At 41.7% G+C, this 23,949-nt stretch carries 19 protein-coding genes and 1 pseudogene; 10 read left to right on the top strand and 10 right to left on the bottom strand.

What is annotated here, in order from left to right; genetic code table 11:
• Positions 1-227: 227 nt before the first annotated feature.
• From lhgO to H6G96_RS28050, 5 genes are all read right to left on the bottom strand, one after another.
• On the bottom strand, positions 228-1,442 hold the full coding sequence (gene lhgO, locus H6G96_RS28070; protein WP_190915677.1) for an L-2-hydroxyglutarate oxidase: 1,215 nt from the start codon (positions 1,440-1,442) through the stop codon (positions 228-230).
• Between the two features lie 111 nt (positions 1,443-1,553).
• Complete coding sequence (gene rfbF, locus H6G96_RS28065; protein ID WP_190915675.1) at positions 1,554-2,327, bottom strand: glucose-1-phosphate cytidylyltransferase; 774 nt, start codon at positions 2,325-2,327, stop codon at positions 1,554-1,556.
• Between the two features lie 329 nt (positions 2,328-2,656).
• Positions 2,657-4,828, bottom strand: a complete 2,172-nt coding sequence (locus tag H6G96_RS28060; protein WP_190915673.1) for a tetratricopeptide repeat protein — start codon at positions 4,826-4,828, stop codon at positions 2,657-2,659.
• A 56-nt stretch (positions 4,829-4,884) separates the two neighbouring features.
• Positions 4,885-5,667 carry a PP2C family serine/threonine-protein phosphatase gene (locus tag H6G96_RS28055; protein WP_190915671.1) on the bottom strand — a complete coding sequence of 261 codons (783 nt, stop codon included), beginning with the start codon at positions 5,665-5,667 and terminating at the stop codon, positions 4,885-4,887.
• 51 nt (positions 5,668-5,718) lie between these two features.
• Positions 5,719-6,393, bottom strand: coding sequence for a VWA domain-containing protein (locus H6G96_RS28050; protein ID WP_100898244.1), 675 nt, complete (start codon positions 6,391-6,393; stop codon positions 5,719-5,721).
• Positions 6,394-7,156: 763 nt separating this feature from the next.
• Here H6G96_RS28050 and H6G96_RS28045 point away from each other — a divergent pair.
• On the top strand, positions 7,157-8,536 hold the full coding sequence (locus H6G96_RS28045; RefSeq protein ID WP_190915669.1) for a response regulator: 1,380 nt from the start codon (positions 7,157-7,159) through the stop codon (positions 8,534-8,536).
• Between the two features lie 392 nt (positions 8,537-8,928).
• On the opposite strand, the gene H6G96_RS28040 is transcribed toward H6G96_RS28045, so the two are convergent.
• Entirely contained in the window at positions 8,929-10,674 is a 1,746-nt protein-coding gene (locus H6G96_RS28040) for a hypothetical protein (protein WP_190915667.1), read from the bottom strand.
• A gap of 370 nt (positions 10,675-11,044) precedes the next feature.
• On the opposite strand from H6G96_RS28040, the gene H6G96_RS28035 reads away from it, so the two are divergent.
• Positions 11,045-11,242 (top strand): hypothetical protein, encoded by a 198-nt coding sequence (locus tag H6G96_RS28035; protein ID WP_206757678.1) that lies wholly within the window; start codon positions 11,045-11,047, stop codon positions 11,240-11,242.
• 152 nt (positions 11,243-11,394) lie between these two features.
• Positions 11,395-11,532: pseudogene (locus tag H6G96_RS28030) on the top strand (IS4 family transposase); the annotation flags it as partial.
• A gap of 113 nt (positions 11,533-11,645) precedes the next feature.
• Here the strand turns inward: H6G96_RS28030 and H6G96_RS28025 are convergent.
• The gene (locus tag H6G96_RS28025) at positions 11,646-12,524 is read right to left on the bottom strand and encodes a phosphodiester glycosidase family protein (RefSeq protein ID WP_190915662.1); all 879 of its coding nucleotides are present in this window, start codon (positions 12,522-12,524) and stop codon (positions 11,646-11,648) included.
• 201 nt (positions 12,525-12,725) lie between these two features.
• Here H6G96_RS28025 and H6G96_RS28020 point away from each other — a divergent pair, with 201 nt between their 5' ends.
• The gene (locus H6G96_RS28020) at positions 12,726-13,007 is read left to right on the top strand and encodes a hypothetical protein (RefSeq protein ID WP_242063418.1); all 282 of its coding nucleotides are present in this window, start codon (positions 12,726-12,728) and stop codon (positions 13,005-13,007) included.
• A gap of 323 nt (positions 13,008-13,330) precedes the next feature.
• On the opposite strand, the gene H6G96_RS28015 is transcribed toward H6G96_RS28020, so the two are convergent.
• A complete protein-coding gene (locus tag H6G96_RS28015) occupies positions 13,331-15,529 on the bottom strand; it encodes a PAS domain S-box protein (protein WP_242063417.1) in 2,199 nt (732 codons plus the stop codon).
• Between the two features lie 644 nt (positions 15,530-16,173).
• Here H6G96_RS28015 and H6G96_RS28010 point away from each other — a divergent pair.
• The 6 genes from H6G96_RS28010 (at position 16,174) to H6G96_RS27985 (ending at position 21,805) form a co-directional block, all read left to right on the top strand.
• Positions 16,174-17,517, top strand: a complete 1,344-nt coding sequence (locus H6G96_RS28010) for an adenylosuccinate synthase (RefSeq protein ID WP_190915660.1) — start codon at positions 16,174-16,176, stop codon at positions 17,515-17,517.
• A gap of 85 nt (positions 17,518-17,602) precedes the next feature.
• Positions 17,603-18,208, top strand: a complete 606-nt coding sequence (locus tag H6G96_RS28005; protein ID WP_190915748.1) for a 50S ribosomal protein L25/general stress protein Ctc — start codon at positions 17,603-17,605, stop codon at positions 18,206-18,208.
• A gap of 99 nt (positions 18,209-18,307) precedes the next feature.
• On the top strand, positions 18,308-19,837 hold the full coding sequence (locus tag H6G96_RS28000) for an AAA family ATPase (protein ID WP_190915658.1): 1,530 nt from the start codon (positions 18,308-18,310) through the stop codon (positions 19,835-19,837).
• A gap of 198 nt (positions 19,838-20,035) precedes the next feature.
• A complete protein-coding gene (locus H6G96_RS27995) occupies positions 20,036-20,542 on the top strand; it encodes a hypothetical protein (protein WP_190915656.1) in 507 nt (168 codons plus the stop codon).
• Positions 20,543-20,660: 118 nt separating this feature from the next.
• On the top strand, positions 20,661-21,452 hold the full coding sequence (locus tag H6G96_RS27990) for a YdcF family protein (protein ID WP_190915654.1): 792 nt from the start codon (positions 20,661-20,663) through the stop codon (positions 21,450-21,452).
• A gap of 131 nt (positions 21,453-21,583) precedes the next feature.
• Complete coding sequence (locus H6G96_RS27985; protein ID WP_190915652.1) at positions 21,584-21,805, top strand: hypothetical protein; 222 nt, start codon at positions 21,584-21,586, stop codon at positions 21,803-21,805.
• 5 nt (positions 21,806-21,810) lie between these two features.
• Here H6G96_RS27985 and H6G96_RS27980 read toward each other — a convergent pair whose 3' ends face one another.
• Both H6G96_RS27980 and H6G96_RS27975 read right to left on the bottom strand, forming a co-directional pair.
• A complete protein-coding gene (locus tag H6G96_RS27980) occupies positions 21,811-22,053 on the bottom strand; it encodes a ferredoxin-thioredoxin reductase variable chain (RefSeq protein WP_334876510.1) in 243 nt (80 codons plus the stop codon).
• A gap of 553 nt (positions 22,054-22,606) precedes the next feature.
• Positions 22,607-23,938 carry a WD40 repeat domain-containing protein gene (locus H6G96_RS27975; RefSeq protein WP_190915632.1) on the bottom strand — a complete coding sequence of 444 codons (1,332 nt, stop codon included), beginning with the start codon at positions 23,936-23,938 and terminating at the stop codon, positions 22,607-22,609.
• Positions 23,939-23,949 lie beyond the last annotated feature (11 nt).

Genomic DNA, 23,949 nt, shown 5'->3' with positions numbered 1-23,949 from the left:
GTGTTGCTAAAATCTAAAATTACCGATTGGCAGAAGCACTCTATGTGTAGCGACTCTGGTCAGAGTGGCCCTGTCAACTTGGAAAATAATTCTTCTTTCCTCTGTGTACTCTGCGCCTCTGTGGTTAAAAAAGTAATTTATTGAACCACAGAGGCACAGAGAGAAAAGTAAGGATTTTATAGTTACTTTGACAGAGGTAATCCTCAAAGTGCAAAGAACTATGCTATCTATGCAGTTACTACATTGTCTAGATGCGAAAGTTGGGGAATTTCTGCCACAAGCGCTTTGCCGATTTCTAGAGAAGATGTAGCCGCAGGAGAAGGAGCATTGCAAACATGGATGGAGTTTTGACCAGAAACGATCAAAAAGTCGTCTACAAGCTTGCCATCGTTCATTAAGGCTTGAGCGCGGACTCCTGCATGGGTGGGGACTAAATCTTTTGCTTGGACTTCGGGAATTAGTTTTTGCAAACTTCTGGTAAAGGCTGCTTTACTAAAAGAACGAATGATTTCTTGGATGCCTTCATCGGCGTGTTTGGCTGCCAATTTCCAGAAACCAGGATAGGTGATGACTTCAAGAAAATCGCGCAGGTCAAAGTCGGTTTTTTTGTAACCTTCGCGTTTGAGCGATAGAACCGCGTTTGGTCCTGCATGGACGCTACCATCAATCATCCGGGTAAAGTGAACACCGAGGAAGGGAAAATCTGGATTGGGGACTGGGTAAATTAGTGTCTTGACCAGATAGCGTTTTTCTGGGGTGAGTTCGTAGTATTCTCCCCGGAATGGGACGATTTTTGCTTGGGGTTCAACTTGACCTAGTTTGGCGGTGCGATCGCTATGCAATCCAGTACAATTAATTACAAAGCGGGTTTCAAAGCTACCCTTGTTTGTTTGCAGTACCTGATTTTTACCACTTGAGGAGATTTTCAGAACTTTTGTATTGAGGTGCAAATCCCCGCCTTGCTGTTGAATTAGCTGGGCATATTTCAAACAAACTTGCTTGTAATTAACAATACCAGTTGAGAATACCCGAAGTCCACCTACACATTTTACGTGAGGTTCAATTTCCTTGACTTCTTCGGGGCTTATTCTCTTAACTTCTATGCCATTTTCTAAGCCACGTTTGTAGAGATTTTCTAAGCGTGGTAGCTCTTGTTCTTCAGTTGCAACAATTAGTTTACCACAAACTTCATGCTCTATTCCATGCTCTTGGCAAAATTCTACCATAGAGCGAGAACCGTCGCGACAAAACTTAGCTTTGAAACTCCCTGGTTTGTAATAAATACCAGAATGAATCACACCGCTATTATTGCCAGTTTGGTGAAATGCCCATTGGCTCTCTTTTTCTAGTACTAATATCCGAGCATTAGGATAGCGTTTTCCTAAAGCCAACGCTGTAGAGAGTCCAACTATTCCCCCACCTATAATTGCAAAATCATACATTAGTATTATTGTACTTGAAATTACAGTAAATCTATAAGGTCATTTGTCATTTGTCATTCGTCATTCGTCATTTAACTCCTAACTCCTAACTCCTAACTCCTAACTCTTCTCTTACCATACCTTCCAAGGAGCTTGACTACTTTTCCATAGCCCCTCTAGGTAGTTTTTATCGCGTAAAGTATCCATCGGTTGCCAAAAACCATCATGTTTAAAAGCCGATAGCTGTTCCATATCAGCTAGCTTTTCTAATGGCTCTTGCTCCCACACAGTAGAATCATCAGCAATTAAGTTAATTACTTCTGGTTCTAGCACAAAATAACCCCCATTAATCCAAGCTCCATCACCTTCGGGCTTTTCCCGAAAACTGGTAATTTTAGTTTGCTCATATCCTAAGGAAATGGCACCAAAACGCCCGGCTGGTTGAACGGCTGTGAGTGTTCCTAATGTCTTTTGTTCTTTATGAAACTTAACTAGCTCGGTAATATTGATATTACTTACACCATCACCATAAGTAAAGCAAAAAGTCTCATTACCAAGATGTTCGCTGATTCGCTTTAAGCGTCCGCCTGTCATTGTATTATCACCTGTATTTACTAAGGTGACACGCCAGGGTTCAGCATAACCAGAATGTACGTTCATTTGGTTAAATCGCATATCAAAAGTAACATCTGACATATGTAAGAAGTAGTTAGCAAAATACTCCTTAATTATGTAACCTTTGTAACCGCAACAAATAATGAAGTCGTTAATGCCGTGAGCAGAGTAAGTTTTCATTATGTGCCAGAGAATTGGCTTACCACCAATTTCAACCATAGGCTTGGGTCTGATACTAGTTTCTTCACTGAGGCGTGTACCAAGTCCTCCAGCCAAAATCACCGCTTTCATGCAATTACCTCGGAGATTTGTAGGGATATTATTATTTAACTTTATCGACATGAAGAGGATGCACTTTAGATAGAGAAAAACTGATTTCTGTTTTCTTTTTCTCCGTCAATAATCTAACTATAATTTTCGACAAAATTATGAAGGAAACATAAATTAAAATCTTTTCTATATAAAAGCTATATGAATATCTAAAAATCGGAAAATAAATTATTTTTTTAAATAAAAAATGTTACCCAAAAAATAACTAGGGTTAGTGTAAGCTAACCCTAGCCAGGCTTGATTTATGAAATCTAAACCAATAATATGCCAGTAAAAAAACTCACTTGTTTTTAGTTAGTTTTTTGCAAATTACTTGAGCTTTGGAATAAAGGGTCACATTTGTTTTCTATGACTATACACATATTACTGAGTGCTTGTTGATAATTATCCATATCATCTTGCTCAAGAAATATTTTGGCAGATGCCTGTATATCTTCGATAGCTTTCGTCTGGTTTTTGTTAGATTCACTACCGCCATATTGTGCCAGTTCATAGCGAACCATACCTCGTTTGAGATATACTTTTGCTAGTTTTGGGCTGATATTTAATGCTTGGTTAAAGTCGGCGATCGCTTGATTATATTCTTGCTCATAATTGCTGCTATATTGAGCAATTTGATAATAGACGACACCGCGATGAAAGTAAGCTTCTGCTTTGGATACATTAAGTTGTATCACGTGAGTAAAATCTGCGATCGCTCTTTTGTAAGCTTGTTGAGATTCACCGCTATATTTAGCCATTTGGGTGCGGACAATGCCCCGTCTGATATAAGCTTCAATTTCATTATTATCAAGGCCAATTGCCCGATTATAGTCGGCGATCGCTAGGTTATACTCTAGATCAGGATCGTTACTATATTCGGCAAGCATATAGCGGGCATTGCCCCGATTCACAAGAGCTTTGGTTTGATTGGGATTGATTTTGAGAGCTTGGCTATAATCTATAACTGCTCCTTCGTAGTCTTTGAGGTTATAGCGGGCATTGCCACGATTTACAATAGCTCTAGCGTGTGTCGGTTCTTGTTCAATTGCTTCGGTAAAGCTGGCAATTGCTTTTTCATAATCTCGGTCTTTGTAAGCAACATAACCTTGCTGATAGTAATCAGCGAAGCTGAGTTTTTGATTTGTCTGGCGAGACTTCAATGTTTGTTGGGTATAAGCATTTTGAGAAACCAACGGCTGAGTAAATTTAATCATTACGTCCGCATATCCCAATAAACCAAAACCCAGCAAGCAACAAATAATCGGGTACAACTTTGACTTCTTGGAAGGTTTATAAGATGCACCGCTTGGGGTAATTATTGGCTGCCAATAATTTAGCTGCGGTGACATGGCTCGGCTTCGCTGTGGAAAATGCGGTGTTTGGGTGTAGCGTTTTTTCGCTTTGATTCGCGGTTGGAGATGTTCTCTAGCTTCTATAGCCCGATGTGATGGGAAGGGGTCGCGTCCGCCTAATCGCACGGTACGTTCACACCAGGGACAGCTACGCATGTGGTTGTTGTAGCGATGCTGCGGATTTGTCGTGCAGGTAATCAAAGAATCTTCAGCTTCAGATATTGCTGAAAGCCAAGTCTGGGCACTGGGGCGCAGCAGTGGGTTGTTGTGACCCTCTTCAAAACAACGGACAAATAATTCTTGTAAGCTGGGATGTAGAATTTCCCAAGGGGGTGCAATGGGCGTCGGAAGGTAGGGTACGTACCGCTTTTGGCTGTAAGTGAAATGACCCGATGCAATACGGGCTTCGTAGGGCGGTGGCTCAATAGCGCCTTGAAAAATCCCCGAAAATGGGTGAGTGCCTTCCATTAAGAGTTGGAATACCAGCACCGCTAACCCAAATAAGTCGTGAGAAATTTCGCGATCGTGCTGGGCAAAAGTTTTATTCTGTAATTCTGGTGGGGTAAACTCTGGTTTACCAACTGGGCAGCGATAAACAACATTGTTGCTTGGGTCGAGTACTTGGAAGGAGTCTGTGTCTATCAAAGTCACCAGTGCTGTGTCACTGACGAGGATATTTGACTCATTCACATCACCAATGCAATATCCACTAGCGTGTAAAGCTGCAAAAGCCGCCGCCAAGTTACGAGCCGTGCGGAGCAGGTACTGATAGTTGAATAGGGGGCAATGTTGGCGGCGGGTTCTGGGGTTGTAAAAATCAATGATTGGACGCATCCCCTGAATCCGTGGCATTAAAAAGCCGAGGATGCTATTTTTGCCATCTGGTGCCCGTAATAAATCCTCTGGCCAAGCAATTGAGATATGCCCTAAACTCGCCGTAGGGTTTTCTGGCGGGTTGGCAAGCATTGCTTGGAGTTTATCAGCATGGGCAGTAGTTGGCTTGTGGTAAATCTTTGCCACCAAGTTGTTATCGGATGGCACTGCATAAACACAAGCTTCACCGCCACGTCCCAAACTAACATTGAGACTGAGGATTTCTTTTCTAGGGGAACAACGTAGTACCTGCATAATGAAATTACCGCTAACGGGAGTTATGTAAGATGTGAAACCTGTAGATGTATTGCTTATGAATTGTTGAATGCAGCTATAATGAGTGTCAAATCATCATCAGTGCGTTGTGTAATCCGTTCTGAGCGTAAAAATGTTACTAACTGCTCCTTTGCTTCTGTTTTATCCTTGGCATTAGCTACAAATTCAAATAACGGAAAAAAGAAGGGTTTGTGAGGTTCGCCAACAACCATATTCAAAGCCAGCATTTGTAGTCCGTCGGTGATGATGCCAACATTTACTATGTCTGTACGCCAGATTTTTATCTGCGCTGTATCTAAGGCAGTAGGAGAAGTTAAAAAAGTGGTTTCATTGATGTATTCGCCACTGTCAGGCATAGTCAGTGCCAACAAGTTGCCCATGCTATCTTTTGCCACTGCTAAACCATCACCTATCTGTACCACAGCCACAACTTCTGGTGTGGCAAGCATCACAATTAAGGTAGTTGCTAAATCTTGAGGCTGTTTGTCACAAGTAGCCGCTTCATCCTCCACAGCTTTTTTGGCGGCTAGTATGGCATCATTTAAGAGCGATCGCACATAGGCATCATCAGTGAAAATTTTCTGGGTGAGTCCTTTAATGGAAAGATTTTCTATTGCTGTCTCCACAGCAATCATCGCTCCCACTTTCCCAAGGCTAGCAGAACCCGCCCCATCTGCTGCGGCTGCCACTAAAACATTATCTGATAATATCTGCCAGTGATGAGCATCCTGACATAACTGATTGTTTTTTAAGTGACTCGTACCACATACAGACGCAGCCACAATCCGCCATTGAGCAATCTGTTTTGATATGTTCATAAATTTTTTTTCTAGCAGCTAGCTGTGTAAACATCAAGCTGCAATTTTTAATTAAACAGTTCCCCAACCAATCGGCGGTAGTGCTACCTGTTCGTCTACTTGTGAATGAGAAACGGCCGACATACTAGTTGACAGCCAGACAAACATCTCGATAAAATTTAACCCTTTGAGCTTTAGAGGGGTACGCACAGCTATTTGATTTAAACGCGTCATATTCGCATTCTCCACACCCACTGTAAAAAATGCTACACGTTTATTAGCTTCGTCTCCCTGTAGGCGTTGGGATGCTTGCTCTACAACATTTTCTAACTCACCTTGCGGTTCTCCATCGGTAATCATGAATACCCAAGGACGATAGTAAGCAATCCCGTTGGCACGATACTGAGATTTCCGCTCTTGAATTATGTCTAAAGCTTTATGAATTCCTGCACCCATTGTAGTCAACCCCTGGGCTGTCAAAATCGGCGGATTGAATTGATCGGCAGTGACAAAGTCTTGTACTACATTGATATTGCTATCAAAAGTTACGATCGCCACTTCCACGCGTCTTGCTGCTAAGGAATTTTTGACTAATTCATCCTTTAAACTTAGTAAACCCTGATTTAAAGCCTCAATCGGATCTCCTTGCATCGAACCAGATGTGTCTAGCAAGAGTACACAAGGACAACGCGGTTCTGGGTTCTCAGCAAATTCTACTACTTCATCAAGTCTTAATGTATCATCCATAACTTTATGTGTTATGTTAAAGTTCAAAGCTTTATTTCCCTTTCTTGAGAGTATATAATTACAGCCGCCGAGGCGACTTACAGAATATAGTATCTAGTGGTAGATGCTCTAATTTTTATTAAACAAATTTTTTTCATGAAGTTCTCGATATATTTAAGAAGAACTTGAGAACAGTTTAGTTTAGCAAAAAAGAGTTTATCAAGACCCAGCATCCCCTGTTGTAATGTATCTACCAAAAATTTATATCCATTAACCCTACAGTACAATAAATACGTAAACTTTCCTAGATAAAATTTTAAAGATTTTATGTAGAAAAATCGTTCTTCTACATAAAAGTAATTAACCATAATTAAGATCATTAGCTGTAGAAGTATACCAGTGTAACTGCGGAAACTTGGGATAAAATTTGCTTCTTTAAGTAAGTGGGCATGAATAAACGTCATTATTTAAGGTCTTTAGCCAAGGTTGTCGGTAGTGAGTAAAATTCAGAAATAAGCGACATCTACTAATAGTCTAGCTATGATAAGTGTTTACGTTTATTCATACCCACCTAATTTTTTTTGGAAGAAATAAAATAAGTGGAGGGTGCTAAATGTAACAATTAAGTTCTAAGTCTATTCCTTTTATCCTTTTAATATATATACATATTTTAAAAGGCATAATTTGTACGGAGAGAAATATTACAAAGAAGAAAATACTTCATAGCTCATATCTTCAATTTACAAATGTTCGGTTGTTGATTCCGCAAAAAAACTTAAAAAATATGAATAATTCTGGTGCATTCACCAAACTACGTCCTCTCAATTTGTTAAGACAGTTATCAAATTGCTCCGACAGTACTTGTTTACAAGCATTGAGTAACTCAGTTTCTTGGTCGATTTACCTAGAACAAGGAAGAATAACTTACGCTACCCATTCAGTGGAACCATTTGATAGGCTAGAACGTCATTTGCGTCGCCTCAGCCACCAAATTCCACTGCTGACAAGTGAGGTTCGTGTCCAACTACGTTTGATGTTTGAACCTGACTCACACAACCACTTAATTCAAGATGACAACAATTCGATAAACTATCCCCATGAGTATCAAGCTATATCCTGGCTTCTTAGTCAGCAATATCTACATTCTACACAAGCAACAGTACTGATTCAAGAATTAGTTAAAGAGGTGATTGAATCATTTTTGTTAATCAAACAAGGTACTTATGAATTAACCGAACCACTTGAGAAAATGCCAAGGATTTGTAGGCTAGATGTCGAAAAGATTCTACAACGTTGCCAAGTAAGATTAGAAAACTGGCAAGCTTTTGTTCCCCAAATCTCTTCTGCATTTCAACGTCCATATCTGTTGATTAACAGCAAAATTGAGGAAAAAGATTTACCAAAACTTCAGCCAGATTTAACTAACTGGATGAAGGGTTTCAGCCTGTGTCATTTGGCTACAATTTTGAATCAAGATGAAATCGAATTGGCTCGCAATTTATACCCTTATATACTTAAGGGGGCGATTATCTTGCATGAAGCTGATCCACCATTTGATAAATTACCAAAGATATTTGAAGAGCAATCGTTTTTGACAAAATTAGTTCCATTAGTCGACACAAAAGAAAAACTAAATATTACCGTCAACTCTTACCCGGATATTTTTGAAGAGAATGTAGCTCCTGTTCAGCGATTACCACAGCTTTCTCCTCCAAAAGAGAGCTTTCAGGAACCAACAATATCAAATAACATAAATCCTGCTTCCCAAGTAGTAACGGCTGCTACTGTAACGGCACAAAAAGTCCACAAAATTGTTTCTGTAGATGATAGCCCCACAATTCTCAAAGAAATTAGCCGTTTCTTAGAAAATGAAAATTTTTCTGTAGTGACGATCAACGACCCAGTCAAAGCCGTTTTGTCAATTATAAGACACAAACCGGACTTAATTTTGCTGGATTTAAATATGCTAGGGATCGATGGTTATGAGTTGTGTCGCATTATACGAAATAATTCAATGTTTCAAAAGACTCCTATCATCTTTGTCACTGGCAGTAAAGGTATTGTAGACAAAGTAAAGGCGAAATTAGTGGGCGCATCTGGATATCTCACTAAACCTTTTACTCGCGCCGAGCTACTGAAAATAATCTTTATGCATTTGACTTAATTTGACTTAAAGTAAGCACGCTATAAAAGCTAACAGAATTGAGCTAGTGAGGATAAATCAACATGGCTACAGTTTTAGTTTTTGAAGATGCTCCTTCTTTGTTGGAATTAATCAATATTTTTTTGAATTCTATAGCTAACTAAAAAAAATTAGCGACTCAAAAAGGGTCACTGCATTGCAAAAAGTAATACTTCTGGGTTAGTTACAGATTGAAATTTTTGAAGTGCTAGAAGGTTGATTCTTACAGCGCTCAATCAGAGCAATTTCAACTGCAAAGCTTAACCGAGAAGTATTATATTCAAAATGTAATCAACTCAGGTTGACAAAAAGACTCATTGCTACAATAGACAGGCTTACCGATGCGAAAACTGGCCCCTATCTGCTACAAAGTTTTAGGATATGGTAGAGAAATCATAATTTGGGTTGTTGTAGCCTGGATTTGACATGGCGGATGTTACAAGGTCAGAACTGCTGAGTAAACTCTTGACATCAGTTCCTATATCTTGGCTAGGCTTAGTGCTACCTAGCGATATCAGTTCGCTACCAACAGAGAAATTCCAGCCTTCATTACCAACGAGTGTTTTGTTATCACCACTGGCTTCAATCCGGTTTCCAAGGAGATTGCTGTTATTTACATTGCCAGTGTTGCTAGTACCAAGGACGTCGTTGTTACTACCAGGGAGTGTATTAGCATTACCAAGGATGTCGTTGTTATTACCTAAGTTCCAGTTACCGTTACCGTTGGTTGTATTCTCGTTACCAAAGCCCCAGTTACCATTACCTTCGGTTTTGCCGCCATCACCGTAGTTCCAGTTACCGTTACCATTGGTTGTGTTGCTACCACCAAAATTCCAGTTACCATTACCGTCGGTTGTGTTGTTACTACCAAAACCCCAGTTACCGTTACCTTGACCACTGTTACCAGTAGCATTGGCACCATCTAAGTTTTGAATATCAGATATCCAGTTGTCGCTCTTATAAGGTACAGGTAAACCGTTGCCAGTTTCAGGTAGGTTGCTACCACTCTCGTTGGAGGGGGGAGTGCTGCCAAATGGTAAGTTACCAGGGAGGTTGCCACTAGCAGCAGCATTGTTACTACTAGAGGTACCACCAACAGATGCGTTACCACCAGCAAAGGGGTTATTACCACCACCCAAGGGGTTGCTACCACCACCAGATGCGTTACTACCACCCAAGGGGTTGTTACCACCACCAAATGCGCTATCACCGGATGCGTTACCACGGGATGGGTTACCACCACCAGATGCGTTACCACGGGATGCGTTACCACCACCGAAGGGGTTGTTACCACCACCAAATGCGCTATCACCGGATGCGTTACCACCACCAGATGCGTTACCACGGGATGGGTTACCACCACCAGATGCGCTATCACCGGATGCGTTACCACCAGCAAAAGGGTTGCTACCACCACCTAATGCGCTGGGATCACCGCCAAGGACTCCGACCAGTTGATTGAACGGATTATTAGTATCAGTTAAAGCCCGCTCGTCGAGTGGTCGCTCGTAATTGTAGGCGTACTTTCCATCTTCGCTGGTTGTGGATGAGTTACCACCACCAATGAAGGAAGCGAAGCCACCGCTACCAGCGCCACCGAAGCCACCGCTACCAGCGCCACCGGAGCCACCGCTACCACTAGCAGCGCCACCGGAGCCACCGCCACCGAAGCCACCGCTACCGGAGCCACCGCCGCCGAAGCCACCGCTACCGGAGCCACCGCCACCGAAGCCACCGCCACCGAAGCCACCGCTACCGGAGCCACTTCTACCGGAGCCACCGCCACCGAAGCCACCGCCACCGAAGCTACCGCTACCGGAGCCAGCGCCACCGGAGCCACCGCCACCGAAGCCAGCGCCACCGGAGCCACTTCTACCGGAGCCACCGCCACCGAAGCCACCGCTACCGGAGCCACCGCTACCGGAGCCACCGCCACCGAAGCCACCGCTACCGGAGCCACTTCTACCGGAGCCACCGCCACCGAAGCCACTGCTACTATCTAAACTGCTGCCATCGGTGGACTGCCATTTGCCATCACTGAAAGAAAAATTTCCGTTACCAGATATGTTGCTAGTACCTTGTGACCCAGCAGTTTGATTGCTATTGTCAGAAGTTGCCATTAGAATTAAGCTCCTATTACTTGAACTGAAATTCCTCTATCAAAAGGAAGATCAAAGGCGTGAATGAAAGCATTTTTTGACTTTCATCTTCAATAAAGAAATACTAATAAAAACAGCAATTACTACCTTTAGCAAAACTATACAAAATCTAATCTATATTTCAAATGAATAAAATATAGATTAGATTGTCCATTCTTTCGATTTGGATTGTCCATTCTTTCGATATTGTCCAATTAGATTTGAGCAAAATTGTCAATAATCCTTATGGTCAATACTTTAGAGGTAGTTTTAGCAGTAATTTTCGGCTCAAACAGAAAAAATTTTCCTCTATTGAACATTACAATTTAATGTAATTACGCTACAAAAAATAGTGAAGCTTGATTTTTGTAGTCTGTTGAATGACAAAATATTATTTGTGAAGCTTTATCGAATTTTAAAGATTCAAGTTTTGCGATCGCTGATGCTGTTAACTTATTTATTTCTAGGATTTAAAAACTTGTGGCGAATAACAAGACTAGTATATCTAGTACAGCATGACGGAAATAAACAGATTATTGAAAAGCCATAAAAATTTTATTCCATAAAACTTTTGAATTTTAACTTTTTATTTTTCACTTCCGCCTTGCGGTACTAGTTGGCTCAAACATATCTCTCAATTAACAGAAGCCAAGACGCTAAGAAAAGTACACCTGTAAAGACACGGCAGTGCCCATTGGTGTCATTCTCCGTGGTGATGCACATGAGGCTGTTCCTTATCTTGTGGAACGTCAAAAGCTGTTTGGATTAGTTAAAGCAAGGCGTAAGCGTCATCGAGACATTGACGCTTACACCCAACAAATTTGGGTCTTATCTTCTTAAGTTGACACCAATGGGCAAAGACAAGGCCCTACGAGAAATCTATATGTATCAATATTGTCGTGAATTGGTATAAGAGGGTAGTAAAAACTTGCCCCCTCAGATAGCGTTCAATACTAGTTTTCCTGAACCAGCAAAACTGATTTTACGGGACGCTTGATAGGATTTCCTTCCAAATCAACCTTCCCGTAAAAGGTTTTGCCATTGTAATAAAGTGAAGACGAACTTCCTCCATCGAGATTCATCGCTTTATCAGCACCAAGAGTTTTCATAAAATCGGCTAGTGCTGGCAAGGATACTCCAGAGTTACCGGGTGCCGAGGGTTTTTGAGCCACCATAACTAAAACAACGTTGCCATCACGAGTAATACCTACGGCAGTTCTGGCGTTAGGTTGGTTGCTGCCAAGTGCATCTCGTTTATTGGCATTATCTACAAAGCCTTCTTTTTCTAAAGTCAGTTCTGGTAACAGGCTTGGGCCTGCACCTATAGCATCGACTAACCGACAACCTGCTGGCTGTGACGCATTGTGCAGGGCAATATCATAGCGAACTGTCTTTCCACATGAGTAACGGCGAAATTCTGTGCGATTGAAAATTTGACTCAGGTAAGATTTTAAGTTGGGATTGTTCACCAGTCTCTCGTTTTCCTTGGGGTTAGCTACCAACTTCCCTTGGAGGATGACATAGGATGTAGATTTTTGGTTGGCTGGGTCAAAAAAGCCTGCGTTCAAAATAGCTAAGGCTCGATGCTTCTCGGCAAATTCCTCTACTGTGGCTACCTTTTGTGATAGTGCAGGAGTTACCAAAAATCTGCTATTAGCTGGAATTAAGAGAGTGTGAGCGATGCTTTGGGGCAAAGTGCGCTTGAAGTAGCGGATAGTTTTTGGTGGTGAAGATGTAATAGTTGGTATTGACGGTGTTGAGGAACGCAAATTAAACCACAACACCATTGCCAAACTAATTAATACCAAACCCAGTAGTTTAATTTTTCTCACATTTTAACCTTAGCCATCCAATGAACTCAGATGCCGTTAATGCTATCAGGACTTTGCGCGATCACGGCGAACAGTATTGCACATTCTAGATTTATAAACTAGCGTAATATCATGATAGGGTAGGTTGCGAAACCATTTATTTTACAGGGATTGAAACCCTTAAAACTTACTAAATCCCTATTTGGGATTGAAATTAAGACCATGTTAGAAACCACAAACCTGAAAAATATCTCCAAAAAATTCGCTATAGCCAGAAATTGGGCTTCTTTTAAAGAAAATGAGGCAATGAGAGCTATTGCACATAGCATGGATTTACTATTACCTGGTTTGTATATATGGCTATTTGGTTTTAGTTTTCGCATTGGTGGGAACGTACCAGATGATATTCCCTATAAATATCCCGGTAAAATTCACGAGTTAACTGGAATTGCTTTAGTATTACCAGGATATAGAATTTTTACGACTTATCAGGGTAAGCTATGACCCTAAACAGACATCAAATACAGGGACTAGCAGCTTTTAATTGTACGGTTCTCGACTCAAATACTTTTTGAAACCTTAATGACTCAGGCAGGGTATTTAATCTCAGGTAGCGCACCTGCACAGTCTAATAGAATAAAAGTATGGTGGATTCATAACGAATACCCAAGAGTCGAGTCCGTATATAGTCCAGACAAAATAATAGTGATAACGGCGTATCATATTAACTGATATTTTTTATTTCTATTAACTAATTTCAACGTGGGCAGAAAGTTTTGGTTGATAGGATTTTTTGTAGTCTGTAATATTTTCACCACCCAAATAAATTAGCCATCTCCTGTAACTGATTCCAGTTCTTGAGACAGCAAATGTGTGTCTCTGAATGTTGATGCAGGTAAATAAACTGTAAATTGAGTCCCTCTGCCTACCTGACTGCAAACATTGACAAAACCACCGTGATTCTTAATAATACCCAAAGCCGTAGAAAGTCCTAAACCTGTACCTTTGCCTACGTCTTTGGTGGTGAAAAATGGTTCAAAAATCCGTTGCTGAACTTCCGACGACATACCCATACCAGTATCTGTCACCACGATCGCAACATAAGAACCCACTTTAGCATCAATATTGATCTGGGCAGAATGTTCACCAATCACCAGATTTTCCGCAGTAATCCTCAAGATACCGCCATTGGGCATGGCATCGCGGGCATTAACTACTAAATTTATCAGCACCTGATGTATTTGAGTTATGTCTCCACCCACGCACCACAGATTTTTAGGGATATCTGCCTGACAGATAATAGATTTGGGGAATGTTTGAGCGATAATTTGCTCAATTTCTACCATCAAAGGCTGAATTTGCACAATTGTTCGTTTGCCTTCAATACCCCGTGCAAAAGACAATACTTGCTTGAGCAAATTAGCGCCGCGTTTAACATTATTTTCTAGAGTTTGCAGTATTTGCTGACTCTGCGAATCGGGCAATTTCTTCTGCAACAGTTGAACTGACATTAAAATTGGGGATAGTATATTGTTCAGGTCATGGACGATACCGCCAGCTAACGTACCGATACTCTCCAAACGTTGCGATCGCAGAAGTTGAGCTTCTAATTGTTTCTGCTGCGTAATCTCGGTGTTCACACTCAAAATGGATTTGGGTTGTTCATTATCATCTCGGATCAGTATCCAGCGACTTTCAACGATAATTACTTTACCTTCCTTTGTCAGTTGATCCAACTCACCCTGCCACTCACCTGTATTCATCACTTTTAAGTAAGCATCTTCTAGCTGTGGTGAATCTTTATACAAAAGTTGCAAAACATTCTTACCCACAACTTCCTCAGCCTTCCAACCGTACAGACGTTCAGCACCTTGATTCCAAAACAAGATTTGGTTGTAGATATTTCGCACCAAAATCCCCTCAGTTGAGACATCCAGCAGCAACCCTTGTTCACGGATTTTCTGTTCTGCTTGTTTTTGCTGGGTTATATCTCGCATCAGTGCCAAATGAATAAACGTACCATCGCATTCGTTACGCAATGGAACAGCATGAGTTTCTATGTAGCGACGGGTACCTTTAAATCCAACAATTTCAAACTTCAAATTTCCCTTGTTACCTTGGCAGATACTTTTATGCAAGTCGGCAAAAGCTTCTCTGTACTCTGGTACAATTACCGCAGCAATTGGTTTACCAATTAATACATCAGCACTTTCCACTTCCATCATTGCCAATCCTTCTGCGTTAATTTCTAAAAGGGTGCCATCCCCGGCAATTAATTTGATGCATTCTGGTTCTGCATCTATCACGGCTCGTAAACGGTTTTCGCTTTGGCGTAAAGCCAGTTCCGTCTGCTGAAGTTGCCTGATATAACGCCACAACAAATCATACAGCAGCGCTACCAGCACAAAATCCACAATAGCAGCGATAAAAAATGTGACTATTGCTTTTTGGGAACTTGCTTGTGACTGCTGCATTCCCTGCTGTAATAAATTTTGTTCTATCTCTAAAAATTCGTGAATAAACTGTTTGATTTCTTGGCTGTTTTGGTTGTTTTTATCAGATAAAATTCGCTGCCTAACTGCTTCAAATCCATCGTTTTGTCTAAGAAGAATTTCTTGTTGCAGGATGTTGAGCCTGTTGGTAATTTTCGGCTTCAGCAAAGAAATGCACTGCTGCTTTTGATTATTTTCAGCAGTTAAGTTGCTAAGAGTTTGAATCTTGCTATTAGTTTCTTGATAAGCTGCAACATAAGTTTTTAAATCATCTGCATCTGCTGTAATCAAGTAATTACGTTGTGCAGTTTCAATATCTTTGAGTGTAGATTGGATACTTTCAAGTTGAGTAAGAAATTTATATGAGGATGTCACTCTTTGCTGGTTGTAAATCAGCTGAACAGTGTTGCTATATGAGATTACAGCATTTGCAAATACAACTGCCAATGCTAAAACGAATATTGCTTTCAGCTTTTGGACTCGATACCATTTTTTGATCATGCGATCGCCCTTTCTGCCGCAGATGCCCTCCATCAGTTAAAATTAAAGATTAAAAACAAATACTGAGATATTTTAATGATTGTGACAGCACAGGTAACAAAATACAATCTTTTAGAGTTGTAAATATCTGGATTGTTTAGAATGATGATTTATACATAATAGTTACAGATAAATCCGCTAATTTTTAATATAAATTCATTTTAAGCTTTAATTAAGATAAGTTGCCTATCTATCAAATTTGTAGAAACGTTGCATTGCAACATCTCTATGTTTGGAATTCTAATTAACTCCCATTATCCGTAAATTCAAAATAAAACTAGTACAGCGCGGCGGAAATAAACAACCCATTCCAAATCCACAAAATATTTACACTATATTCATTTTGACTTTTACCTTGCGGTACTAGGGCATTGGTCAGCTGATGCACGCCTAACGCGCCTAAATTGTATAAACACTCTTTACAATCGTTAACTGTTGACGGTTAACGGTTATTAGCCATCAGCCTTCATGTAAATATTCAAGTTAAATGCGTAACAGCTTATCAACTTAAATGTTACATCAACGGTTTTTAACCGTTGGAATTTAAAACTAAATATATTCTGCAATAAGCTTGACTCATGTCAAGCAATATGCTAATAATTATAGTTTGTGGAAACTTTACTTCTTAATATAAGCTCTTGGCTAACGTCATTGTCATAGGTGCCCAATGGGGCGATGAAGGAAAAGGTAAAATAACTGACTTACTCAGCCGTTCCGCAGATGTTGTGGTTCGTTACCAAGGGGGTGTCAATGCTGGACACACGATTGTAGTTAAAGGTCAGACCTTTAAACTGCACTTGATTCCCTCTGGTATTTTATACCCAAATACCGATTGCATTATCGGCTGTGGAACAGTCATCGATCCACAGATTTTAATCGCAGAACTCGACCAATTAAAAGAACTAAATATTTCCACTGACCACCTGCTGATATCTGAGACAGCCCACGTAACGATGCCTTATCATCGCTTGATTGACCAGGCATCCGAAGAACGACGGGGAAGCCATAAGATCGGCACAACAGGTCGGGGCATTGGGCCGACTTATGCTGACAAATCTGAACGTACAGGCATTCGGGTTTTAGACTTAATGAACCCAGATGAGCTACGTGAGCAGTTGGAGTGGACGATTAATTATAAAAATGTCATTTTAGAAAAGCTTTACAACTTGCCACCTCTAAATCCACAAGAGGTGATTGAAGAGTATTTGGGTTATGCAGAACGCTTGCGCCCTTACGTTGTTGATACATCCTTGAAAATAGCCGATGCGATTGCGCGACGGCGAAATATTTTGTTTGAAGGCGCACAAGGTACGCTCCTTGACTTAGATCATGGAACTTATCCCTATGTCACCTCTTCTAACCCTGTAGCCGGCGGGGCTTGCGTTGGTACAGGGGTAGGGCCGACAATGATTGACCGGGTAATTGGCGTGTCGAAAGCCTATACGACACGAGTGGGAGAGGGGCCATTTCCCACGGAATTGGATGGAGAGTTGGGAGAAATGTTGTGCGATCGCGGTGCCGAATTTGGCACAACCACCGGACGCAAACGTCGCTGTGGCTGGTTTGATGCAGTCATTGGTCGCTATGCTGTGCGGATAAACGGGATGGATTGTATGGCGCTCACCAAACTGGATGTCCTCGATGAATTAGAGGAAATTCAAGTTTGTGTCGCATACAACATAGATGGCCAACGCAGCGAACACTTCCCAACCAGTTCTCGTCAATTTGCTAGATGTCGCCCCATCTACAAAACCTTACCAGGATGGAAAGTGTCAACAACCCACTGCCGCACCCTGGAAGACTTGCCACAGCAAGCACTGGACTATCTAAAATTCCTCGCTGAATTGATGGAAGTCCCGATCGCGATCGTCTCACTAGGAGCAAGCCGCGATCAAACAATAATCGTAGAAGACCCCATCCACGGGCCTAAACGCGCTTTATTACAGGCTGACGGCACACCTGCTACTCTGCTAAGTGCGTAAATTAGTCATTGGTATCATTAGTTATTTGCTAATGACCAATGACTAACAACTAATGACTAATGACAAAGGACAAAGGACAATTTCTATGACTATTACAGTCGAATCTCAAAAACGTCCAGAAGGCAGCAAGCCAAGAGCTTTGCGCCGTTCTGGACTGATACCTGCAAATTTGTACGGTCACAAGGGTACAGAGTCAATTCCTTTAACTATTGAAGCTAAAACTGTTGAGCGTTTGCTCAAAAGAGTTTCAGTCAACAATACATTGATTGAATTAAACGTTGCCGATGCACCTTGGCGCGGCAAAGCCCTACTGCGGGAACTTCAAATCCATCCAGCAAAAGGCACACCCTACCACCTCAGCTTTTTCGCGGTTGCAGGTCATGGCGACACAACTGTAGAAGTGCGGCTGCGTTTTGTGGGAGATGCTGTTGGTGTTAAACAAGAAGGTGGTGTATTAGACACCGTATTCACCGAATTGCAAGTGAGTTGTGCGCCAGAAAATATCCCAGATGTAATTGAAATTGATGTCTCCAACTTGCAAATAGGAGACAGCTTGAGTATCAGTGATATACCTTTTCCTGAAGGTGTAACACCTTTAGCAGAATCAGAGCGACTTGTTGTGAGCGTTTTGCCACCACAAATTAGCGCTGAAGATGCTGGGACAGAAACTGAAACTGAAGCAGCTTCTTAAGCTAGGTGAACTGTGTAATAATTTTTGATGATACCAGGGGGAAACTCCTGGTTTTTTTGTATTTAAACCGCAGAGGCGCAGAGAGCGCAGAGGACAGAGATGACAGAAGCGACTCTTCCAGCTTTAATTGAGCAAATGTTGCAGCCTGGATTTTATCCCCATCCGGTAACAGAACCTATTCAATTAATTCAAACCCACATTTCTTATGTGCTGCTGACTGGGGATTACGTCTATAAGGTGAAAAAACCGATGAATTTTGGTTTTTTGGACTTTTCTACTTTAGAGAAGCGGCAGCATTTTTGTCAGGAAGAGTTACGGTTAAATCACAGGGGTGCTGGTGAACTATATTTAGAAGTTTTGCCCATAACTCTGATAGGTGAGCAATATCAACTAGGGGGAACGGTCGAGCCTGTAGAATATGTGCTGAAGATGCGGCAGTTTCCTCAAGAGGCGCTATTAAGCACACTTTTTGAACAGGGTAAGTTAAATGAGACACACCTAGATGAGTTGGGACGGGTGGTGGCTCAATACCATGCCGAAGCACAGACGAATGATTATATTCGTAGTTTTGGTGAAGTGCCAAAAGTCCGAGCTGCCTTTGACGAGAATTATCAGCAAACTGAGAAGTATATTGGTGGTCCCCAGACTCAGGCGCAATTTACAGAAACAAAGCAATATACAGATAACTTTTTTGGCGAACGTCCAGAATTATTTGCTAGCAGAATTCAAAATAACTATATTCGTGAATGTCACGGGGATTTACACCTAAGAAATATTGCCCTGTGGCACGACAAAATCTTGCTATTCGATTGCATTGAATTTAATGAGCCGTTTCGCTTTGTCGATGTAATGTATGATGTGGCGTTCACGGTGATGGATTTGGAAGCGCGGCAACGTCAAGATTTGGGTAATGCCTTTTTGAATGCCTACATAGAGCAAACTGGAGACTGGGAAGGCTTACAGGTGTTGCCCTTGTATTTAAGTCGTCAGGCTTATGTTCGGGCAAAGGTAACTTCATTTTTGCTAGATGATCCGAGTGTACCCGCAACGGTAAAGGAAGAAGCAACAAAAACCGCCGCCGATTATTACAAACAAGCTTGGGACTACACTAAACCAAAGCTGGGACAACTAATTTTGATGTCGGGATTGTCGGGTTCTGGTAAAAGTACCACAGCAAAGTATTTAGCCCGTCAACAGGGAGCGATTCATCTTCGTTCTGATGCGGTGCGGAAACATTTAGGGGGAATTCCTCTGTCGGAAAAAGGTGGCGATGATTTGTATACATCTGAGATGACCGAAAAAACCTACACACGGCTGTTGGAATTGGGAATTACCCTAGCTAAACAAGGTTTTTCGGTGATTTTGGATGCCAAGTATGATCGGCAGCAGTTGCGGCAAGAAGCGATCGCTCAAGCTACGAAGTATCAACTTCCTCTTCAGATTATCCAATGCACAGCACCACTAGAGGTTCTAAAAGAGCGCTTGAACAACCGCACTGGTGATATCGCTGATGCTACGGCCGATTTATTAGACTCACAACTCAAACAAGCTGAACCTTTCACTGAAGAAGAACAATCCTATGTAAAGATTTTGGATACAACTCAACCACAGCAGGCACAATTAAAATAATTCGTAATTCGTAATACTCGCTTCCGGCGAAAAGCACGCTACGTAATTCGTAATTGAACCGAAAATTACCAATTACGTTAACGTAGCGTAAAGCCTTCTCTACGAGACGCTACCACGTAGCTTACTTCTCTATAGGAGTACGCTTAGAGCGAGTTATCGAGCGTCATTAGTAATTAGTTAATAGCCTTTTTTTACTTTATGGCAGATAAAAAGAACGACTTTTTTAGTATTTCTCCGAGCTTCTTTTCTCAACTTTTATTTGGGGCATTTTTAATATTTATATTAATAATGACCGGCTCCGCACCAGCCTTGAGCATCTTTTTGGGTATCATGGGCGGTTTCATTTTAGGCTGGATCACAAATGTAACCGATAATAGTGCCCAGCCTCCAACTGTAGCTTCCTCTGATGGTGTTGATACAGGACTGAAATACTGGTTATTTTTCATGCTTGGCTTTGTATATTTAGGGTATCCAGCACCCATGAGTATTCTGCTAGGCGCAATAGGGGCTTTAGCTGGAGGCTGGATTACTGCTTGGTGGGGCAGTAAGGAAGAAACTAGAACTCAGTTGCAAGTTGAAGAGTCAGAAGAGGGTGAAATTGAACCAACCAACGACAGGATCAACAAACGGCAAACAAGAAGAACCGCCCGTCGCTACCGTCGCAGTACTGGAGGTAGTATCAATTTTAGGTTTTGGAAAAAGTAATAATTTGGGCATTGGGCATTGGGCATGGGGCATTGGATATTAGTCAATAATCAATAGTTCTTCTTCTCCTACTCCCTCATCTTCCTTATCTCCCTATCCCCATTCCCTATTCCCCACTATGTTTTTATATCTCTCCAAGTTACTGCCACTATTTTTTTATCCACTAGGATTAGCCTGCGTGAGCTTGGTAGTAGCATTAGTCACCTTGTGGAAACGGCCGCGCACTGCGGCGATCGCAATTGCTTTTGCCCTAATTTTATTGCTATTTTGTAGTAATGCTTGGATTGCTAAATCATTAGTGCGATCGCTAGAATGGCAAAATCTTCCACTTGCACAAATACCAGAAGCAGAGGCAATTGTGGTTTTAGGTGGCGCAACCAAATCAGCCTTTCCCCCCAGAACTACCGTTGATTTGAGCGAATCAGGCGATCGTGTGATTTATGCCGCACAACTATATCGCCAGAAAAGAGCGCCTATAATCATTCTCAGTGGGGGCCGGATTGATTGGCGTGGTAAAGGTTCATCAGAGTCGGCAGATATGGCAACAATACTTACATCTATTGGTATTCCATCTGAGGCAATTATCCAAGAACCTGACTCTCTAAATACTTATCAAAACGCTGTAAATGTCCGTAAAATTTTGGAATTTCGTGGCATTAGTCAGGTATTATTAGTGACTTCTGCAATGCATATGCCGCGATCGCTTCAGATTTTCCAACGTCAAGGAATCAATGCTATTCCTGCACCCACCGACTTTTTGGTTAGTGAGGGTGAACTGCAAGAACTTGGTGGCACTCCCAAAGCCGCTATACTGAATTTATTACCTGATACCGACAACTTGCACCAATTTACCAGCGCTTTAAAAGAGTACATTGGTTCTTTAGTTTATCGTTTACGCGGTTGGCTCTAATAAAGTTATGAGTTATGAGTTAGGAGTTGTTAATTATGAAATGTAGTAATTGCCTAAGCTTCTAACTCCAAAATTCTAACTTCTAACTTTAAACTCCTAACTTTAAACTCCTAACTTCTAACTTTATTAAGATGTCTAAAAACTTACCTTATATTATCCCATCCCCTCCACCCCAAGTTGAGGAAGCTTTTGCCGCTTACCAAACAACCCATCAGTTTTACCACGAAGTTCGGTCACGGTCAGAGTTTCAGCGTTATTGTGACTGGTATTATACTACGGCAGAACAGAACCGCCAAGAGCTTAAAAGAATGCGCGGCGAACTGAATATTTTTCAGTGGTTTCGCCGCCGATAAGTGATTTAGATGACTTCTAATTCATTTTCACGTAAATGGGCTTTAAACTTTTTACTAAACTGGACTACAATCGGCAAATTAGCGCTTACGGGTCTATCTCGCCATTGGGTGGCAATACCTACTACATCGCCTTCAGTACCTTTGATGTCAAAAGGCTGATTCCGATGTTCAGGATGATGATACACTACTACCGAATCTTTAACGCGGACGCGATCGCCAACTTTCATAAGAACATTTACACCTAGCATTTTCTGTTCCACAAGTATCTGCTACAAAATATATGATTAAATCGCTTAAAATTTGATTTAATCAGCTATTTCTTGACGCTTCATCGGGGTGCAACGGCGCATTTAACCCTCTGCGTCCAGGCACGTCTTAGCAATCCGTGCATACTTTTTTTAGTTTTTTGCCGCGTTAATACCCATCGCCCTTACCCTCTGTGTTTACCCCAAAAGTAGGGAAATGAAAGGAAATAAGCCGATATCAGATGTGCTTAGTACTGTGACAAGATATCTAACCTTTTTATCTTCACTCTAGGATGTTCCCCAGGTCAACTCTCTGACTAATTTTTGTGCATAGCAGAGGCGCTATTATTATCGAATGCACTCTGACCTCACTTCCATTCCTCTCTTTGTTAGCGTCGGCCTGCCGTTAGGCAAGCGGAGAGAGGCTTTGAATCTTACTCTCCTTCCGTTAGTTGGAAGGTTAGGTCTTTATTAGACACAGAAGCCCTATTGAAATTCTCTTGGGTAAGAGGGGGAATAGATTGGCGTTGGGGTCGAGATGAAGTGTTGATACTTTTTAGACATTCTCCAACTGCAAAAAATACACTCTCCCTGACTCCTCCCCTGCCACAATTGTCACCCCATCTGCTGCAATAGCACAGCAAAGAAATGGAGACTCTCCTATAAAAGTGGCAATTTCTTCCCCAGTTTGCAGATTCCAGAGTTTGAGTGTGTTGTCAAATGAAGCAGAAATCACCTGCTTGCCATTGGGGGTGAGGGCTACTGCATTTACGCAGTTGCTATGACCCTGGAAAGTCCGCTCATTCTCCCCAGTTTCCAGATTCCAGAGTTTGAGTGTCTTGTCCCTTGAAGCAGAAATCACTCGCTTGCCATCGAGAGTGAGGGCTACTGCATTTACCCAATCGCTATGACCCTGGAAAGTCCGCTCATTCTCCCCAGTTTCCAGATTCCAGAGTTTGAGTGTCTTGTCCCATGAACCAGAAATCACCCGCTTGCTATCGGGCGTGAGGGCTACTGCATATACCCCCCAGCTATGACCGTGGAAAGTCCGCTCATTCTCCCCAGTTTCCAGATTCCAGAGTTTGAGTGTCTTGTCCCATGAACCAGAAATCACCCACTTGCCATCAGGGGTGAGGGCTACTGTATTTACCGAGCTGCTATGACCGTGGAAAGTCCGCTCATTCTCCCCAGTTTCCAGATTCCAGAGTTTGAGTGTCTTGTCAGATGAATCAGAAATCACCTGCTTGCCATTGGGAGTGAAGGTTAGTGCATTTACCCAACCGCTATGAACTTGGAAAGTTGGCTCATCCTCCCTAGTTTCCAAATTCCAGAGTTTGAGTGTGTTGTCAAATGAAGCAGAAATCACTCGCTTGCCATCGGGAGTGAGGGCTACTGCTCTTACAGAGTCGCTATGACCTGTGAAGGTAAGAAGTAAACTGCCGCCAGGGGAAACTAAGTTAGATGTTAGCGGACGCAACCAAGGTAAAACTTGCTGCTGCTTTGCTACTTCCAGCATTGCTTGAATTTCCGGTACTGCAAAGTGCTGCATTCGCCCCCACAATTGCCCTGCCAGTTGCTTTTTATCTTTTCTTAAGATATGCGCTGACAGTCGCAATGCTCCTTGAATCAATTTCAGCGTTTTGACTTGCTCTGAATTATATTCTGGGTTGTTTAATAGTTCTGAGTCGTTAATTAAATCATAATCCGCAATTAGTGACTGCACACCAAAATCAGAATGGTTGATTTTAGCATCGATAAAATTAAAATCAGTCAGTCTTTTGTAAAACGGTTTCCACTTTCCTATCTTGGCTTTAACACCAGGGTCAATAAGGAAGATTCGCTGGTCGCTTAAGGATAACTGGGCAAATTTTTCAGCAAAAATACTCATCTTTGTCTTTT

It is taken from the genome of Nostoc sp. FACHB-892, assembly GCF_014698795.1.
Classification (GTDB): domain Bacteria; phylum Cyanobacteriota; class Cyanobacteriia; order Cyanobacteriales; family Nostocaceae; genus Nostoc.
Note: the sequence above shows the minus strand (reverse complement) of the source record. Positions and strands in the feature narration are given on the sequence as shown.

Bases quoted from the DNA above. Each gene is read 5' to 3' on its own strand.
- H6G96_RS27980 (WP_334876510.1), bottom strand. From the start codon at position 22,053: ATGCTAGGTGTAAATGTTCTTATGAAAGTTGGCGATCGCGTCCGCGTT.
- H6G96_RS28015 (WP_242063417.1), bottom strand. From the start codon at position 15,529: ATGGAGGGCATCTGCGGCAGAAAGGGCGATCGCATGATCAAAAAATGG.
- H6G96_RS28000 (WP_190915658.1), top strand. From the start codon at position 18,308: ATGACAGAAGCGACTCTTCCAGCTTTAATTGAGCAAATGTTGCAGCCT.
- H6G96_RS27990 (WP_190915654.1), top strand. From the start codon at position 20,661: ATGTTTTTATATCTCTCCAAGTTACTGCCACTATTTTTTTATCCACTA.
- H6G96_RS27985 (WP_190915652.1), top strand. From the start codon at position 21,584: ATGTCTAAAAACTTACCTTATATTATCCCATCCCCTCCACCCCAAGTT.
- H6G96_RS28060 (WP_190915673.1), bottom strand. From the start codon at position 4,828: ATGCAGGTACTACGTTGTTCCCCTAGAAAAGAAATCCTCAGTCTCAAT.
- lhgO (WP_190915677.1), bottom strand. From the start codon at position 1,442: ATGTATGATTTTGCAATTATAGGTGGGGGAATAGTTGGACTCTCTACA.
- H6G96_RS28020 (WP_242063418.1), top strand. From the start codon at position 12,726: ATGTTAGAAACCACAAACCTGAAAAATATCTCCAAAAAATTCGCTATA.
- H6G96_RS28005 (WP_190915748.1), top strand. From the start codon at position 17,603: ATGACTATTACAGTCGAATCTCAAAAACGTCCAGAAGGCAGCAAGCCA.
- H6G96_RS27995 (WP_190915656.1), top strand. From the start codon at position 20,036: ATGGCAGATAAAAAGAACGACTTTTTTAGTATTTCTCCGAGCTTCTTT.
- H6G96_RS27975 (WP_190915632.1), bottom strand. From the start codon at position 23,938: ATGAGTATTTTTGCTGAAAAATTTGCCCAGTTATCCTTAAGCGACCAG.
- H6G96_RS28040 (WP_190915667.1), bottom strand. From the start codon at position 10,674: ATGGCAACTTCTGACAATAGCAATCAAACTGCTGGGTCACAAGGTACT.
- H6G96_RS28045 (WP_190915669.1), top strand. From the start codon at position 7,157: ATGAATAATTCTGGTGCATTCACCAAACTACGTCCTCTCAATTTGTTA.
- H6G96_RS28050 (WP_100898244.1), bottom strand. From the start codon at position 6,393: ATGGATGATACATTAAGACTTGATGAAGTAGTAGAATTTGCTGAGAAC.
- rfbF (WP_190915675.1), bottom strand. From the start codon at position 2,327: ATGAAAGCGGTGATTTTGGCTGGAGGACTTGGTACACGCCTCAGTGAA.
- H6G96_RS28055 (WP_190915671.1), bottom strand. From the start codon at position 5,667: ATGAACATATCAAAACAGATTGCTCAATGGCGGATTGTGGCTGCGTCT.